Below are 15166 nucleotides of genomic sequence, written 5' to 3' on the forward strand. Positions count from 1 at the left end.
GTGCGACGCGTCACAACAGGTACACATGTTTGCGGAGTTCCCGCTCCAGGGCACTGCGGTGTCCGTCCTCCTCCGCGTGTGAGGACGCCTCCAGTTCCCCGATCAGGCGCTCCAGCTCGGTCTTGTCGGTGGCGTCCACGAACGGGAGGACCTTCTGCCTCGCCTTGCGCACCACGGTGACGGACTCCGGGGACAGGCCTGCCGGGGACACAGGTGCCGCGCCGGACGGGGTGCGCGCTCCGTTCATCAGACCGTCCACCCGCTTGCGCATCTTGGGTAGCTGGGTGCGGTCCTCGCCGGCGCCGAAGGCCAGCTCCTCGTCCATCATGACCTGGCCGGTGCGTTTGTCGCGGACCAGTACGTGCAGAATGCCGTCCACGTCGTATTCGTAGGTGACGTCGAACGCCGAGTCCGCCTTCAGCCGCTTCTCCAACAGCGGCACGTTCCAGTTCTTGAGCACGACGTTGTCCTCGTCGTCGATCGGCTTGCCCGGGTCGCCCTCGATGACCTGGAGGTTCACCTCCTCCTGGAAGTCCATCCCCGGGGTGTAGGAGTGCGTCGCGCTCGCCGGGTACTTGGTGTTGCGCCCGATCAGGACCGAGAACTCGCCGTTCTTGGAGGAACTCTCGTTGTGGACGATGGTGCCCAGGGCGTGCTCGGTGCCGACGTGGAAGTCGAGGTCGGTGACGATGCCCTGGAGGATGCCGGCGGCGATGGCGGCGCCCTCGGCGATGGCCGTCATCGGGTCGACCTCGGTGCTGACGTCGATGCCCACCACCTCGGTCATGAACCGCTGGATGACCGGCATCTTCGAGCTGCCGCCGACCATGACCAGGTGGTCGATCCGTCCGGGGCTCTCCCGGAGGCAGACGTCGACCGGTTCACGGGTGCGTTGCACGATCGACCACACGGCCTCCTCGAACATGACGCGGGTGACCGGGAGGAAACCGCCGGTCGGGAGCTGGACCTGGGTGGAGTCCCGGTCGGACAGCTCGATCTTCGCCAGCTCCAGATCGAGCCGGAACTGGTTCATCCTGTCGTCGGCCCACCCCGCCGAACCGGGGATCCTGGGCAGCACCGCCCGCAGGAAGGCCGCATCGATGTCGAGGCCGCCGCAGCGCTGGATGCCCTTGGAGGACTGCTCGATGAACGTGCCCTCAAAGGACTGCAGAACCGTGACGTCGAGGGTGCCGCCGCCCCAGTCGAAGACGAGGATGCGCTGGTTCTGCCCGATCACCCGGGCATGGGCCATCGCCGCCGCCGTCGGCTCGTTGATCAGGGCCATCACCTCGATGCCGGCCAGACCGGCCGACAGCTTCGTCCGGTAGCGGGCGAGGCCCCGGCTGTTGGCTGGAATGGTCACCACGGCCTGGTCGAGCTGGCTGGTCAGGCCCATCGCTGCGGCCCTGCGCTGGATGTGGCTGAAGAAAGTGGCGGCGGCCACCTCCACCTGCATCTCCGTGTCACCGATCCGCACGGAGTCGGTGCTGGCGAACAGGCGCTTGACGGCCTCCAGCTTGCCGGTCGGCTTCCGCTTGGCCAACCATCCGAACAGTGGCTGGCCGTTCTCGAACCCGATCACGGACGGGAGAACGCGGTCGAAGCCCAGGTTGGCCCACTCCACCGGCAGGTGGTCATCCAGCGGTACGGCCTCTACCGAGGTCGCCGTGGCCCGCGCCAGCACGCTGTTCGTCGTGCCGAAGTCGATGCCGAACGCCTCGTTCACCGGCCCTGCTCCGCCCCGTGCCGGCCCGTCGCCGCTGCTCCGTCAGCCTCGGGCCGCAGCTCAGCCGGGTACGGCGCGGGCGCCGCGCCCCCACCGGGCGGTTCCCCGGCCACGGTTCGCTGCGGGACCGGTCCTCGACGGAGTCGGCCCGTACGGATCAGGCGGCCGGTGACGGCGTCCACGTAGGCGGGGGCAAGGATCTGTACCGGACCACCCAGGTCTTCGACAGTCTCGAACAGCACGTCGAGGTCCGGATGGTCGGCGTCGAGGACCCGCAACAGCGAAGCCTGTTCGAACCAGGCCGCCGCGAACGTCACCAACGTCTCCCGGTCGGCGTTTCCCGACAGCGCCGCGTCCAACTGCACGAGTTGCGCCAGGTGCGACTGCCGAGCCGATACCGCGCTGACGACCTGCTTGCGCAGCCCGTCGTAGGCGTCGGCGGCCACCTGGGAGGACGGCTCACGGACCATGAGTACCGTCTCCATCTTCTCCAACCGTCGATCGAGCAGGTCGAGTGTCCTGGCCATGGTGTCGAGTACGGTTTCGAGCCTCTTGCTTGTCCTGAACAACTGCGTTCCTCTCGATGGTGGTCGGGTGTCGTCGGGCGGGATCACGGCGCGGGCGGCGCGACCTCGGAACCTCGCAGCAGCACGAGGTACCGCAGGTACTCGTGTGCCGCGGCCTCCCGCAGCTGGTCGAACGCGGCCCTGCTGTCGGGCGAACGCCGGGGCATCGGCTCGGCCACCGGCGCGAAGACGCCGCCGCCGGTGGTGGCGAACACGTTCGGGTCGGCGGGTATCCGGTAGATCGCCATCGCTGCCGCCGGCTGGGTGAGCCCCTCGTCGATCTGGTTGAGGGCCCAGGTCAGGTCGGTCATCTGCTCGCGTCCGGCGGGCCCGGCGCGCCGGAGTGGGCGCGCCTTGCGGGCGAAGGCGATGTTGGCCTGCTCCCGTGACGAGCCGAAGGGGATTCCGAGGATCACATAGGGGTTGCGGTGTCGCATGGTGACCTCACAGCATGTTCCGGAGTCGTCTGCTCTCGGTGGCCCAGTCGCGGATGTTCTTCTGGATGTTGTCGCGGATGGCCTGGATGTCCTGACTCAACGGCAGGCGCTCCGCCGCCGTCAGGTAGCCGCGGCAACGTCCGATCCAGGTGTCGAGCAGATCCAGGGCCTTGACCCGGTTCTGCCGGAGATACGGTCGGTTCTGCACGTCCCACCGCTCCTGGGCGATCAGTTCGTTCCACCGCTGGCAGACCTTCTCGAAGACCTGTTCGGTGAAGACGGCCATCGCCAGACCACTCATCACGACGCATCGGCCGATCTCCTCGCCCACCGGTTCGACATCGTCGGTATCCAGGTCGGTCAGTCGCGCCCAGTACTGACGGACCGGGCCGAAGAGCAGACGGTGCTCGACGTCGGAGGACAGCGCGTCGCCGTCGTTGCCCAGGGCCGCCGCGACGTGCGCGCCAGCCTGCGCGGTGAAGATCAACTCGTCGCGCAGTTCGAGTAGTTTCCCCGCCACCAGCGCCTCCACCATCCCCGTCACACCCGGGGCCTCACCGAACTTCCGGTGCACCAACCGGTCGATCAGGTCGCGCAACCAGTCCCGCTGGTCGCGCACCCAGTCCGGTCTGGGGCTGCGGGCCCACAGGGTGGCGAGCATCCGGGCCACGTCGGCGAAGTCCTCCTTGCGCTCCGGCTGTATGGCGCGGGCGCGGAGCCGGAAGTAGGCGAGGGCCGCGCTCTGGTCGGTGCCGGAGGCCGCCACCGGGCCGTCGGACAGCCAAGCCGTGTCGTGGAACACGCTGGTCAGGAGCAGCGAGCGGTGGAACTCATCGTCCGCCAGCGGGGCGCCCAGGGCGCGGCGGACCATGTCCGCGACCTCCGGCGGGTACTCCTCGGCCGTGTCGTCCGCCAGCCACAGGCCGAGGGCTCGGATGATCGCGCCCTTCCTGACCTGCGGATCCTCCGCGAACCGGGTCATGGCGGCCAGGTGCGGGTACGCGGACCGGGTACTCACCTCGGCCGCCACCAACGCGGCGTTGACGAGCAACCCCGCGTTGTACTGACCGGCCAGCGCCTGCTCCAGTTCCCGGATCGCGACGGTCGGCCGGCCGAGCTGCCACTCGACGAAGGCGACCATGTTCCGCGCCTCGTCCAGCACCGCCTCGTCGGCTCCCGACGTGACGAGCGCCCGGCCGGCGGCGGCCGCCTCCGGCCAACTACCGTCGAAGACCAGCCGTTGCACCTCGCACAGGTCCAGCCAGGCCGCGCAGGCCGGATACCGCAGTCGAAGATCCGCGTCCAACCGCAGGTGGCCGCGCAGTCCGGCTTCGCTGAGCAGCGCCCAGCTCGACGGATCGGCCGCGACCACCTCGGGCAGGTCCCGCGCCTCGGTTCCGGGCTCACGCAGCCGGGCGACGGCCGCGACGAGCTTCCGCGCCACAGGCTCCAGGTCCTCCGCCTCATGTGGGGCGCCGGTCCGCTGGGCGTGCAGGGCCCGGTAGTGCCGAACCTTCGGGCCGTCCGGCAACGCCGAGAGGCGCTCGTCCGCGCCGGCCAGAAAGTAGCGCCGGGCCAGTTCGGAGTGGAATCCCGCAGCTGTCAGGTCGTCCGGGGGTGCGGTGCCCGGTTCCAGCCGGCACCGCAGATACCCGGCGACCGTCGGGGACCAGGGGGTCGACCCGGCGGGCATCCGGGTGAGCGCGCCCGTGTCGACCAGGTCGTCGAGCAGATCGGGGCTCAGGGGGCCGAGGACATCGACCGCGCCGTCGAGCCCCGAGCCGGCCATTCCCGCCAGCCAGGCGTCGAGGGCACGCACGCTCGGTGCCCGACCGGGAGGAAACGCGGCCGGACGGATCCCGTCCGCGATGGCCGCGCCCACCGCCGCGAGCGCCTCCGGGTAGGGGCTCCCGCCCAAGCCCCGGGTGAAGTCTTTGACAAAGGCCGCGGTGAAGGGGACCGGCTCGGCCGCGAGCGCCATGTACAGCGCCCTGGCGTCGGGATCGTCCTCGACGAAGGGTTCGAGCAGGGTTCGGGCGCGGTCGGCCTGTTCCCGGTCGGCCATCAGATCCCCGGCTCGGCGCAGCAGGAGGGCCACGCGCGACGGGTACCGGGCCGCGGGCAGCCGGGCGAGGCGGTCCAGCAGAGTCGACAGGGGGCCGGCGGCGTCGACGCACGCCTGGTACCAGTCCAGTTCCGAGGACGTCAGCGCCGGCTGCCCGGGCGGCGCGGGGCGGTCGAGGGCGATCGCGTCGATCGCGGCGGCCCGCCGGCGCCCGAGGGTCACGCCGGTGAACCGGGCGGCGGCGACCTCCGCCGTGTACTCCGGCCAGGAGCCCTTGACGCCTGTGGACTGCCGGGCGTTGTTGGCCCGCCACAGCCGCCCGGCCGCGCCGAGCACCGGGGGACCGGGTACCTCGCAGACCCGGAGCTGGTCGAACTCCGCGATCGGCACCGCAGTGGGCTCCTCGCCCTTGGCGAGCACCCAGACCGCACCGTCGAGCTCGTCGACAGCCACTCCCCGACGCTTGAGGAGCCTGCCCGGTACGACGACCACCCGACCAACGCGCGGCGGCCCTGGATCGGGTGCCGACAGTGGGCTCGCGCAGTCCGCGCACGCCGTTCCAGGTCCGGCGTCGCCAGCGCCGCACGCCCGGCACCAGGGGCCGGAGGACCCGGACGGTCCCGGAGCGCTGTCCTCGACGCCATCGGACAACCCCGGGGGCGGGATGCTGGCGGAGCTGGACATCGTCGCGTTCTCCCTACCTCAAACAGTCGACTGTGGACAGTTGTGGGCGGTGTGCGGCACGGATCGCTGCGGGATCGGACAACGGACAGGGAGGTCCGTACTGATGACACACCGTGAGTACGGTTCATGCTGCCGGTGGTGTCGACGGGGCTGGATAGTCCCTCCGGACGGAAAGGTCTGAATGATCGTCGCGCCGCCGGATGTCCGTTCCGTCGCCCGGATCGCCCTTGTACTGGAGGTTCGCCCCACCGTGATCGACGAATTCCCAGCTGCGCCAACTGCCGCCGAGATATTTCCGATCTATCTAGTTGCCGACACATCCGGTTCCACGGTCCGGAACGACTTCCATGCGGGCTGGCTGCGGGCGCTGCCGGAACTCGTCTACCTGGTGGAGGAGCACGGAGACGCGGGCAGGGTGTGTGTGCTGACCTTCGCGACCGATGCCGTGGTCCGGGTGCCGCTGACGGCCCCCGCGCGACTGACGATGCTGCCGGCCACCGTTCCCGGTGGCGTCACGTCCCTGGCTGCGGGGCTCCGCCGGCTCGCGGACACCGTGGCTGCCGACCGCGCCCAGTTCGAAGCCGACGGGATCACGGTGCGCGCACCGCGCGTCCTGGTCCTGATGGACGGCCTGCCCACCGACGCGACACCGGAACTGCTGCTCGCCCGCGCGGCGCTGGACGCGGTGCTCGGCACCGCTCCACCCCACCTCGCCGTGCCGGCCGGAGCCGACGATCTTGCTCTGGCGGGACTGCGGATGACCGTGCACCGGATCGCCGACGCCGATCCGGCCGAGGTGGCCGCCGGTATGGTCGGCGCGGCCCGGTCGGCGCTGTCCGACCCTTCCGGCTGCGCAGTCAGTCGGTGAGCCCTAGCGGGCGGCCCGCACCGAGCAGGACCTCGTCGTCGCCGAAGCGAACCGGTGCGAGCCAGCCTGCGGGCGTGCCGAGTACCGCGAGCCAGGCGCCCGCGCCCGCCGAACCGGCGGCCAGGCCGGTCGCAGTCGTCAGCGGGCCGACCCCGTCCGGTGGGCTGACCGTCCGCCACCGGCCCGTACCGCCGTGCGCGGACCGCGCGTCCACCGCCAACAGGTGTCCGGCAGCCGTACAACCGAGGACAACCGCTCCGCCCGGGCGGGCGGCGACCGCCACCCCGACCAGCTGGACCGGCGTCGGGACCGCCGTCCACTGGGCAAGATCGTCCAAGGGCAGGTCCCATCGGGACACCAGGAGGTGGCCCCGGTCTGTCAGCGCCGCCAGCCACGCGGTGCGTCCGTCGCCGTCGGCCAGGTCCATGGCGGTGAGCCGTCCGAGGTCGCCGGGTTGCGGGGCCGGGGCGTCCACCGCGTCGGGTGCCCAGTCGGAGACCAGGCTGCGCCTCAGGTGGCTTCGGTCGGCGGCCCACAGCACGTCCAGCCCGCCAGTGCCGAACCGCACCACCAACGGGTACCGGGGCTCCCTTGCCGGAACCAGCACCTGCGGACCGGAGAGCGCCACCGTGTCCGCGCCACCTCCGCCGTAGCCCATCCGCGCGAGTCGGCGGGTGTGCACTCCGCCGCTGTCCGACCAGGAGACCGAACCCCGGACGTCGTCCACCACGATCGCGACGTCCCGGGAGTTCGGAGCGGTGGGGGTTGCGACCCCGAGCCATGCGGGCGCGCCCGACCCGTTGACGACCCCGAGGAAGACGCCCTGGTCGGTGACCGCCGCCAGCAGGGGAGAGCCGTCCGGCCAGACAGCCAGGCGCACCGCCGTGGCTGGTCCCGGACGGCGTGACGACGGTGTCTCCACCGGCCCAGTCGTGGGGTGACCGCCGAGGGCCGCGGACCAGGAGTGCGCCACCCAGGCGGCCACGTCCGAGCGCAGCCCGGCCTGCTCGACGAGGGCGTTCCGGGCTAGCTCCACTGCGTCCGGCGTTCCCGCGCCCAGGAGGGTCGGCAGGCGGAATCTCGCCCCGGTCGACAGCAGCCAGACCGCGTGGTCGTCGTGGGGCAGCAGGTCCGTGAGGGCCCGACCCAGCCGGTCGGGCTCCGCCGCGAGGGTGGCGTCCATGGCCAGGAGTGTGCTCAGTGCCGTGCGCGTCGCGTCGTCCATTCCGCTCCCGTTCCAGTGGCCGTCGCCCCGCCGGGCGGCGTGTCGTGATCGTGTCACCGCCGGGTCGGAAAGGCCCCCGTCCGAGTGGTTCGAGCCAAGTCACATTGTCGACAATGGACCTCCGTGGGCTGCGGACCACCGGCCGCTGTCCGGAAGGACGGTTGGCACACCGTCACGGAGGTGTTACTTCTTGGCGGATTCGCGAGGGGGTCTACGGACGCCCCATCACACGGATTCGGCCATTCCGAGGGGGAATGATGAACTCCGGCTTTCAACCATCCGCTGTGGCGGACGACAAACTCCTGGTTCTGGCGTTCTACGTGGTCGTGGACGTCTCGATCTCGATGGAACACAACGGCGGCCTCATCGGCGCGAACACGATCCTGCCCACGGTGGCCGACGCGATCGAGGCCAGCCCGACGCTCGGCGACGTGGTCCGGTTCGGCGCCATGGACTTCTCCGACGACGCCCGGGTGGTGCTCCGGCTCGGAGACATTCGCGACGTACGCACCCTGCCCCAGTTCACGGTGCGCGGCGGCACCTCCTACGAGGCCGCGTTCACGCTGCTCCGCCAGGAGATCGACCGCGACGTGGCCCAGCTCCGCAGCGACAACTACCGGGTGTACCGGCCGGCCGTCTTCTTCATCACCGACGGCGAGCCGACCGACGCGCCCGACGCACTGAACTCCGCGTTCGAGCACCTCACCTCACCGTCGTTCGCGGCCCGCCCGAACCTGATCCCGTTCGGTGTGGGCGGCGCGACCAAGGCGCTTCTCGACCCGTGGGTGTACCCGAAGGAGGCCGACAGCAAGAAGTCGATGCGCAGCTACGTCGCCAAGGACGGGGTGCGCCCCGAAGACGCGGTGCGGCAGATCGCCGAGGTGCTGGTCTCGAGCGTGATCGCCTCGGCCGGTTCGGTGAACTCCGCCGGTTCGACGGGTGGGTTCGTGCCGCCGGCCGACGACGACCTCGAAGACTGGCTGTGAACGCTCCACGCGCCGTGGGCCGGGCGCCGGTTCCCGGTAACCCGGAAACGGGTGTCGAACCCGGGGACGAAGCCCCGCAGGCAGAGGCCCCGGCGGACCGGGAGACGCTCGCTCCGGCGGACACCGACTCCGGCGAGCCCCCCGCACCGGAGATCGACGCCGGCCCCGGGGATACCCCGGAAGACGATCCGGAACCGACGGTCGCCGAACAGCCGGAGCCCAGGACGCAGCCCCGGCCCGAGTGGTGGCGGCATGACAACGAACGTTGGATCGTCGGGGACGCCGGCCGTCAACCCGAGGTCGTACCGTTGCCCTCGACGGCGATCGCCGCGACCCGCCCGGACACCGTCGTGGACGGTGGCCGAGTCGGAGGCCTGGACTTCCGTGCGACGAGCACCCGCGGCCTCGGCCACCAGCAGGCCGGGACCCCGCGCCAGGACGCCTATCTCGTCCGACCCTCCCGCGACGGCCGTTGGCTGGTCGGATGTGTGGCCGACGGGGTGTCGGAGGGCCGGCGGTCACACGAGGCCGCGGACCTGGTCTGTCACACCGTGAGCCGGGTACTGCTCGACGGTCTGGCCGCCACCAGGCCGGAGGACTTGGGCGACTGGCAGTCCGCCGTCGAACGGTTGCCGTGGCAGGAGGCCGTCGACGCGGCGAGCGCGGCGGTGGTGCGCGCGGCCCACGCGGCGATGCAGGCCGTGTACCGGCGCAGGGGCGATGTCGAGTCGCTCGCGAGCCTGGAGGACGCCCCGCTACCGGAGGCCGCGGCCAGGACCGTGATGTCCTCCACCGCCGTCGCGTTCCTGGTGTCGACAGCCGCAGACTCCACGGGAGGTCACCCGTTCGCGTTGACCGTCGCCGCGGGGGACTCCTCCGCGCTCCGGCTCGCGGCGGGCGCCTGGCACCCGTTGAGCGAGGTCAAGAACGCGGGCGCGGACATCGCCTCCTCCGCCGTGCGGCCACTGCCGCGGGCGGTGCGCACACAGCCCACCTCGGGGGTACTGCGTCCCGGCGAGGCCCTGGCTGTCATCACCGACGGCCTGGGCGACCCGATGGGGGCTGGCCAGGGCGTCGTCGGCCGTTTCCTCGCCGACCGGTGGCGTACCCCTCCCGACCTGCTCGCCTTCGCCCAGCATGTGGCGTTCTACCGGCGCACGTTCACCGACGACCGGACCGCCGTGGTGGTGTGGGTGGACGCTGACCGATGACCGCACACCTGCTCATCGAGGCAAACCGCCTCGGCCCGCTGGAGCAACTGGGCAAGGGCGGCACCGCTGTGGTGTACCGGGTGGACTCGCCGATCCCGGGGTTCACCGAGGTGGCATACAAGGAGTACAAGCAGGTCACCCGGGCACACGCCGGCCCTTCGCTGCTGCCCGGGCTGCTCGCGCTGGTCCGGTTCCGGGAGGACCTCGCCGACCGGCACCGCCGCCGGTGGGACGAGCGGATCGTGTGGCCGCTGCGCGTCGTGGTCAACGAGCACGGCGCCGCGACGGGGGTGCTGATGCCGCTGATCGAGAACCGGTTCTTCCACCTGTTCTCCCGCCGCGCCGGCGCGCCGTGCCTCAAACCCCGCGAGGTGGAAACCCTGTTCGGGAGCGCGGAGGACATGGGCAAGGTCGGCCTGCCCCGGTTCGATATCGCGACCCGGTCGGCCGTGGTGGCGGAGATCGCGACCACCTACGCGATGATGCACCGCGCCGACGTCGTCGTGGGCGACATCTCCGGACGCAACATCACCTACGACACGCACGGCGGCCGGCCCATGGCTCTCGTCGTCGACGCCGACAGTACCCGGGTCCGGGGCACCCGTTCGGTGTTCAGCAGTCAACCGCACACCCCGCACTGGGAACCGCCGGAGTCACTGCTCGCCGCACGCGAATTCCGGCGGGCCGTCGCGGCCGGGGACCCGCGCGCCGCCCAGTTCAGCAGCCGGATCACGATGCAGAACAAGGCGACCGACGTGTACAAGTTCGGCCTGATGGTGGCGCGCGTTCTCGACCCGGGTCGGGGCTCCCCCGTGAACCGGGACCCCCGAACGGCCGCCCGGGTCCTGCACCGCGTGTTCGGCCCGGGCGCGGCCGAACTGCTGTTCCGCAGCGTCGCCGACGATCCGGAAGGACGGCCGACGATGCGGGACTGGCACGACATCACCCATCCCGGGGCTGAGCCCCGCCCCATCGTGCCGGCCACCGGACCGCCGCCACAGCAGGCGGCGGAACGCCGAACCACGTCGGCACCGCGGCAGCCCGATCCGGCGGCGGTCCCCGACGGCCACGTGCAGGGCAGTTGGGTGTTCGTCTCCGGTACCGGCTGGCTGCGTCGGCCAGCCGGAAACTGACGCTACGGACTGAGTATGCCCAGCGCCGGCTACAGGGCCCCTCGCCGTTCAGGGCCGCTCGGCGGCAGTCGAGTACCTGGTCAGGCCCGGCTACGCCACGTCCATCCGGCCATGGCGACGAGCAGGATGGTCAGGGTCACCGTCAGCGCGCCCACGTGCACCGGCCCGTGGCCGAGGGTCCCGGGCAGCCCGAGGATCCAGCCCCCGACGGCCGCCAACAGGACCAGTTGTGGGAGCGTCAGCTCGGTGGTACGCCGGATCGCGCTCAGCCCTGCACGGAACGGCGCTCCGTGCAGGCCGACACACACGGCGGCCAACAGGCAGGTCGTCGCGAGGCACGCGGCAACGGCGACCGCCAGATCCGGCCACGAGTCGGCTACCAGGTAGCCCCGGACACCGTCCACCCCGACCAGGAGGAAACCGATCGCTCCCCCGGCGAGCACGACCGGAGCGACCACGATCCGGAGGAGGTCGACCGCGACGACGGTGGCGACGGAAGCACCGTCCCGCAGGGCCCATCCGGCGCAGGTCATGGCCTTGCGTACCCGCCTCGCGAAGATCCAGGCTTGTCGGTGCGCCCAGTTGAGCACGTGCGCGGCCGCGACAGTGCAGTAGTACGCGGACACCCGCAGCACCTCCGCCAGCATCCGGACGACCAGCACCAAGGACGAGACGGCCCGCCACGCGGTGTCCGTGGCCGTCTCGCCGAAGCGTTCCAACATGGTGCGCGGCAGGCCCCGGCCCCCGGACCGTCGGGCCAGCGCCCAGCCCAGCCGTCGAGGTCGGACCGGCATCCCCAACAAGGGGTGGACCGTCCGGTCGATCAGGGCGGAGCCGTGCAGGAAGCCGACGATCACGGTCAGCAGCAGCACACCCAACGCCCCGGCGAGGGTCGCGCCCGACAACCACACGGTGACCGCCGGGGGCAGTGTGAGGACCCATCCGGACGGGCCGAACCGGTGTGCCAACGCCAGACCCGCCGTGACCGGAACGACCAGGACGGCGGCGGCGACGGCGGCCGCGGCGTGCGCCGGCATCCGGGGCGGTGCGGCCGGATCGATGGCCGCGGAGTGACGGGCGACCGCGTACCGTGCGGCGGACTGGCCCGCGTACAGCGCCGACGCCGCCGCGAGCACCCAGAGCACCCCGGTGCCGATCACCCGGTGCGTCCCCTCACCCGTCCACGCCGCCAGCATGCCCAGCACGCACGCCACCGCCCACAGTCCACCGGCCGCGACCCGGGCGGTGCGGTGGTGCCTCAGCGGCAACACCAGCACCGCGCCGGCGGCCACCGCCGCGAGGAGATCCAGCGGCACACTCGTGTTCCACAACGCGGCCAGGAAGAACGCTCCGAGCACGGCGGTGCGCACGAGGTTGACGACGAGAAACCGCCGACGCCCGGGGTAGCGGTGCGCGAACGGCAGGAACCGCTCGTGGCTGACGCAGTACACATCGATGGGGTGAAGGTCTGTGAGGTCGCAACCCACGTCGGGGCAACCGGTCACCGGCCGCCCCGACTCGAAGCCGAGCCGCGCCCACCAGGAGCCGAACAGGGCGGCGGGCCGGGGACGGGTGATCACGGAAGTGGTCATCTGCTGGTCCTGTTCTCGGAGAGGTGAGCCCGTTGCCGCACCCGGCCGACGGCGAAATGCACGAGGAGTCGAACCCGGTGCCACCAGCCGAACTGGAGACCGAACACCGTGTCCGCGAACTCTGAGAGCGTGAAAACCCGGGGTGAACCCGGCAACAGTCGGGCGCGCCGGACACCCGCCAGCGAACCGATCTGGCGGTAGAGGCGGATCTGTTCCCGGTACCGACCGTCGAGGATCGCCGTGGCCACGTCGGGCAGGTAACCGTCCCGCAGGCTCCGGTGCCGATAGTTGAGAGCGGCCAGCAGGCTGCCCGCCTGCGTGAACCACGATTCGGCGACTCGGGCCTCGTCGGTCCGGGGCTGTCCGTCGAGGCTGGAGACGAGGTCGGACCGCCGCCGGTAGTTGTGCACCCCGGCGGACTGGTCGACGCCGCCGAGCTCTCGAACGGCGAGGACGACGCGGGGAGCGAGCCAACGGCCGAGCGGGCGCAGGTCCGGCGTGCGGGTCATGTGCTCGACCACCCGGCCCAGGGTCTCCATGAGCAGCCGTCGGTCCTCCACGGCCAGGTCCCGGCGGCGCAGATGCCACGCCAACCACAGGAACGCCGGCAACAGACGCCCCTGTACCCACAGGCACGCCCCGATGCGTTCCGCCCGCCGTGCTCGGGGAACACCTGTCGGGGTGCGCCACCACCAGGCACGCAACAAGGAGCCGTAGCGGCCCTGTTCCCAGGCCACCTCCGAAGCCGCCCCCCAAGCGTCCGTTTCGGTGACGTCGCCCGTGTCGCCCCCGGTGAGCATCCGGTCGACCTCGGGGGTGAGACCGAGTTCGCGGTACAGCTCGAAGGTGGCTGTGGCCCGCTGGTTCCTGGGCAGATCGACGAGGGGAGCGGAAGGCGGCCCCGGCGTCGGGTCCAGGCCCCACCGGCGAAGACCCCAAGCGGTCGCGCACTCCGCCAGCAGTTCCACGGTCCGCCCACACACCACCCGCACCTTCGCCCCGGCCGCCCGCAGCGCGCCGACGAGCGGAGGAGCACCGTCGTCCGGGAGCAGGTGCCAGCCGTCGTGGCCGCCGTGCCCGACCCACAGCACCTCGACGTGCGCGAGTGCGCCCGCAGGCAGTTGGGAAACCGTGACGTCGACGTCGAAGAAGTCGCTGCCGCTGTAACCGACGACGAGCAGTGCCCGATGGCTCGTCAGCGCCGAGGTGAAGCGGGCGGCCACCGCCGGCGGGAAGCCGGCCTCGATCCGGTTGAGGGTCACCCCGAGCGGCGGCCCGCCGCCGAAGGCGGGAAGCGAGCCGTGGAAGTGCAGGACCGACGGATGTCCGTTCGGTAGGCCCGCCGCCCGCTCGACGGCGAGGTCGAAGTTCGCCGTCAGGTGCCCGCCGCCCGCCGCCACGTGCTCCATGAGCATCCGGTGCAGGTGGTTCGGCACGGCGGTACTGACATCCGCGAGCAGGTCCCTGACGATGGTGTCGCCGTCGGGCACGGTACGGGCCACGACCCCCAGGACGGTTTCCAGCCGGGGGACCCGCCCAACCGTCGGACCGGTCGGGGCGGGCGCGGCGAAACCGCACGGCGGCTCCGCGGTCCACCCGATCCGGCGGTGGTACTCGCGGATCCGGGCCAGGGTGCCGGGCAGTAGACAGGCGTCGGCCACCCGTTCGGTGAGCCGGACACCCGAGGGCAGGCCAGTGGGCGGGTCCATGGACACCCCGGCCCCGCTGAGTACGAGGACGTCCCCCGGAGGCCGGCGGCTGATCCATCGGGCCACGTCGGCAGTTGCCAACGGCGCGGTCACGGCTGGGATCCTGTCGGGCCGTCCTCGGGGATGGCCGTCTCCCAGATTCGGTCGAACCGGCCGCACCAGTAGGCGAACCAGTGGGGGGACTCCGCGCGGGTGATCCGCACGTGCATCCGGTCGGCGATGCTGTCGTCGCGGAAGCCGTGGAACTCGACGATCACGAAGCCTTCGGGGGTGTCGGCGTTGACCACGAGGAGGCTGAAGCCGGGATTGAAGTCGAGCAGCCGCCACTCGAAGCCCGGCGCGTCGGCGAGTCTCCGCAGACCCGACATCGTCGTCGCCAGGGTGATGGGCAGGTCCAGGCTCTCGTCGAGCTGTCGGGCCGTGATCGCCAGCTGCCGGGGTTCCGGGGCCTGGACCACCACCCGCGCCTGGCCGCCCCGCCGAAGTATGGTGCGCCTGATCTCGGCCGCGTGCACGACCACGTTCACAGCGCTCGGGCCGTAGACCCGCAGGTCGCTGACCTCCTTCAGGAGTTGTGGCAGCGCGCCGAACGCCCGGCGGTCCCGCAGGACGCCGTCGAGACCGGGCGTCGGCGACGGCGGCCGGGAGCGCAGCACCAGGAACGTGACCCCGCCCAGCACCGCGCTGGACACCAACCCCGCGTCGATGACACCGATCATCCCCAGTCCGGTGAGCAGTGCGCCGAGGGTGAAGATCACATAGCCGTCCAACCGGCGGCCATGGCCTATGTCGTCTCCCGTCCGCCGCACCGAGGCGCGCGTCCGACGTGCTCTGTCCCGTACCTGGTCCGACATCGTGTCCTCCCGGATGAGGCGGGCGGAGTGTTCCAGAGCCCCCCAACCAGGCTGCCAGTCGGGAATCGGTCGGAGAGGGTTTCGTTGGTTCGTAGCTGTGTCGTTCCCGC

The 15166-nt window shown here is 71.5% G+C and carries 12 protein-coding genes; 4 read left to right on the forward strand and 8 right to left on the reverse strand.

Annotated features, from left to right (window positions below):
* Window positions 1-10: 10 nt before the first annotated feature.
* From AB0M43_RS35510 to AB0M43_RS35525, 4 genes are all read right to left on the reverse strand, one after another.
* Window positions 11-1726 (reverse strand): Hsp70 family protein, encoded by a 1716-nt coding sequence (locus tag AB0M43_RS35510; protein WP_363731275.1) that lies wholly within the window; start codon window positions 1724-1726, stop codon window positions 11-13.
* Entirely contained in the window at window positions 1723-2253 is a 531-nt protein-coding gene (locus AB0M43_RS35515; RefSeq protein WP_363731277.1) for a hypothetical protein, read from the reverse strand. Before AB0M43_RS35515 ends, AB0M43_RS35510 begins: the two co-directional genes overlap by 4 nt.
* An 83-nt stretch (window positions 2254-2336) precedes the next feature.
* The gene (locus AB0M43_RS35520; RefSeq protein ID WP_363731279.1) at window positions 2337-2729 is read right to left on the reverse strand and encodes a hypothetical protein; all 393 of its coding nucleotides are present in this window, start codon (window positions 2727-2729) and stop codon (window positions 2337-2339) included.
* Window positions 2730-2736: 7 nt separating this feature from the next.
* Window positions 2737-5247 (reverse strand): hypothetical protein, encoded by a 2511-nt coding sequence (locus AB0M43_RS35525; RefSeq protein ID WP_363731281.1) that lies wholly within the window; start codon window positions 5245-5247, stop codon window positions 2737-2739.
* Window positions 5248-5728: 481 nt separating this feature from the next.
* Here AB0M43_RS35525 and AB0M43_RS35530 point away from each other — a divergent pair, with 481 nt between their 5' ends.
* A complete protein-coding gene (locus AB0M43_RS35530) occupies window positions 5729-6346 on the forward strand; it encodes a hypothetical protein (RefSeq protein ID WP_363731283.1) in 618 nt (205 codons plus the stop codon).
* Here the strand turns inward: AB0M43_RS35530 and AB0M43_RS35535 are convergent.
* Window positions 6336-7571 (reverse strand): hypothetical protein, encoded by a 1236-nt coding sequence (locus AB0M43_RS35535; RefSeq protein ID WP_363731285.1) that lies wholly within the window; start codon window positions 7569-7571, stop codon window positions 6336-6338. The genes AB0M43_RS35530 and AB0M43_RS35535 overlap by 11 nt on opposite strands.
* A 284-nt stretch (window positions 7572-7855) precedes the next feature.
* On the opposite strand from AB0M43_RS35535, the gene AB0M43_RS35540 reads away from it, so the two are divergent.
* The 3 genes from AB0M43_RS35540 to AB0M43_RS35550 are packed head-to-tail and all read left to right on the forward strand — an operon-like array spanning window position 7856 to window position 10901.
* Window positions 7856-8557, forward strand: coding sequence for a VWA domain-containing protein (locus tag AB0M43_RS35540; RefSeq protein ID WP_363731288.1), 702 nt, complete (start codon window positions 7856-7858; stop codon window positions 8555-8557).
* Window positions 8554-9768 (forward strand): protein phosphatase 2C domain-containing protein, encoded by a 1215-nt coding sequence (locus AB0M43_RS35545; protein WP_363731290.1) that lies wholly within the window; start codon window positions 8554-8556, stop codon window positions 9766-9768. Before AB0M43_RS35540 ends, AB0M43_RS35545 begins: the two co-directional genes overlap by 4 nt.
* Window positions 9765-10901 (forward strand): hypothetical protein, encoded by a 1137-nt coding sequence (locus AB0M43_RS35550; RefSeq protein WP_363731292.1) that lies wholly within the window; start codon window positions 9765-9767, stop codon window positions 10899-10901. The genes AB0M43_RS35545 and AB0M43_RS35550 overlap by 4 nt, the downstream gene beginning before the upstream one ends.
* A gap of 80 nt (window positions 10902-10981) precedes the next feature.
* On the opposite strand, the gene AB0M43_RS35555 is transcribed toward AB0M43_RS35550, so the two are convergent.
* Genes AB0M43_RS35555 through AB0M43_RS35565 form a run of 3 tightly spaced genes read right to left on the reverse strand, consistent with a single transcriptional unit; the run spans window position 10982 to window position 14960 of the window.
* A complete protein-coding gene (locus AB0M43_RS35555) occupies window positions 10982-12493 on the reverse strand; it encodes a hypothetical protein (RefSeq protein WP_363731295.1) in 1512 nt (503 codons plus the stop codon).
* On the reverse strand, window positions 12490-14295 hold the full coding sequence (locus AB0M43_RS35560; protein WP_363731297.1) for a hypothetical protein: 1806 nt from the start codon (window positions 14293-14295) through the stop codon (window positions 12490-12492). The genes AB0M43_RS35555 and AB0M43_RS35560 overlap by 4 nt, the downstream gene beginning before the upstream one ends.
* On the reverse strand, window positions 14292-14960 hold the full coding sequence (locus tag AB0M43_RS35565) for a hypothetical protein (protein WP_363731299.1): 669 nt from the start codon (window positions 14958-14960) through the stop codon (window positions 14292-14294). The genes AB0M43_RS35560 and AB0M43_RS35565 overlap by 4 nt, the downstream gene beginning before the upstream one ends.
* Window positions 14961-15166: the final 206 nt, after the last annotated feature.

This window comes from Longispora sp. NPDC051575 (assembly GCF_040681875.1).
Taxonomy (GTDB): Bacteria; Actinomycetota; Actinomycetes; order Mycobacteriales; family Micromonosporaceae; genus Longispora.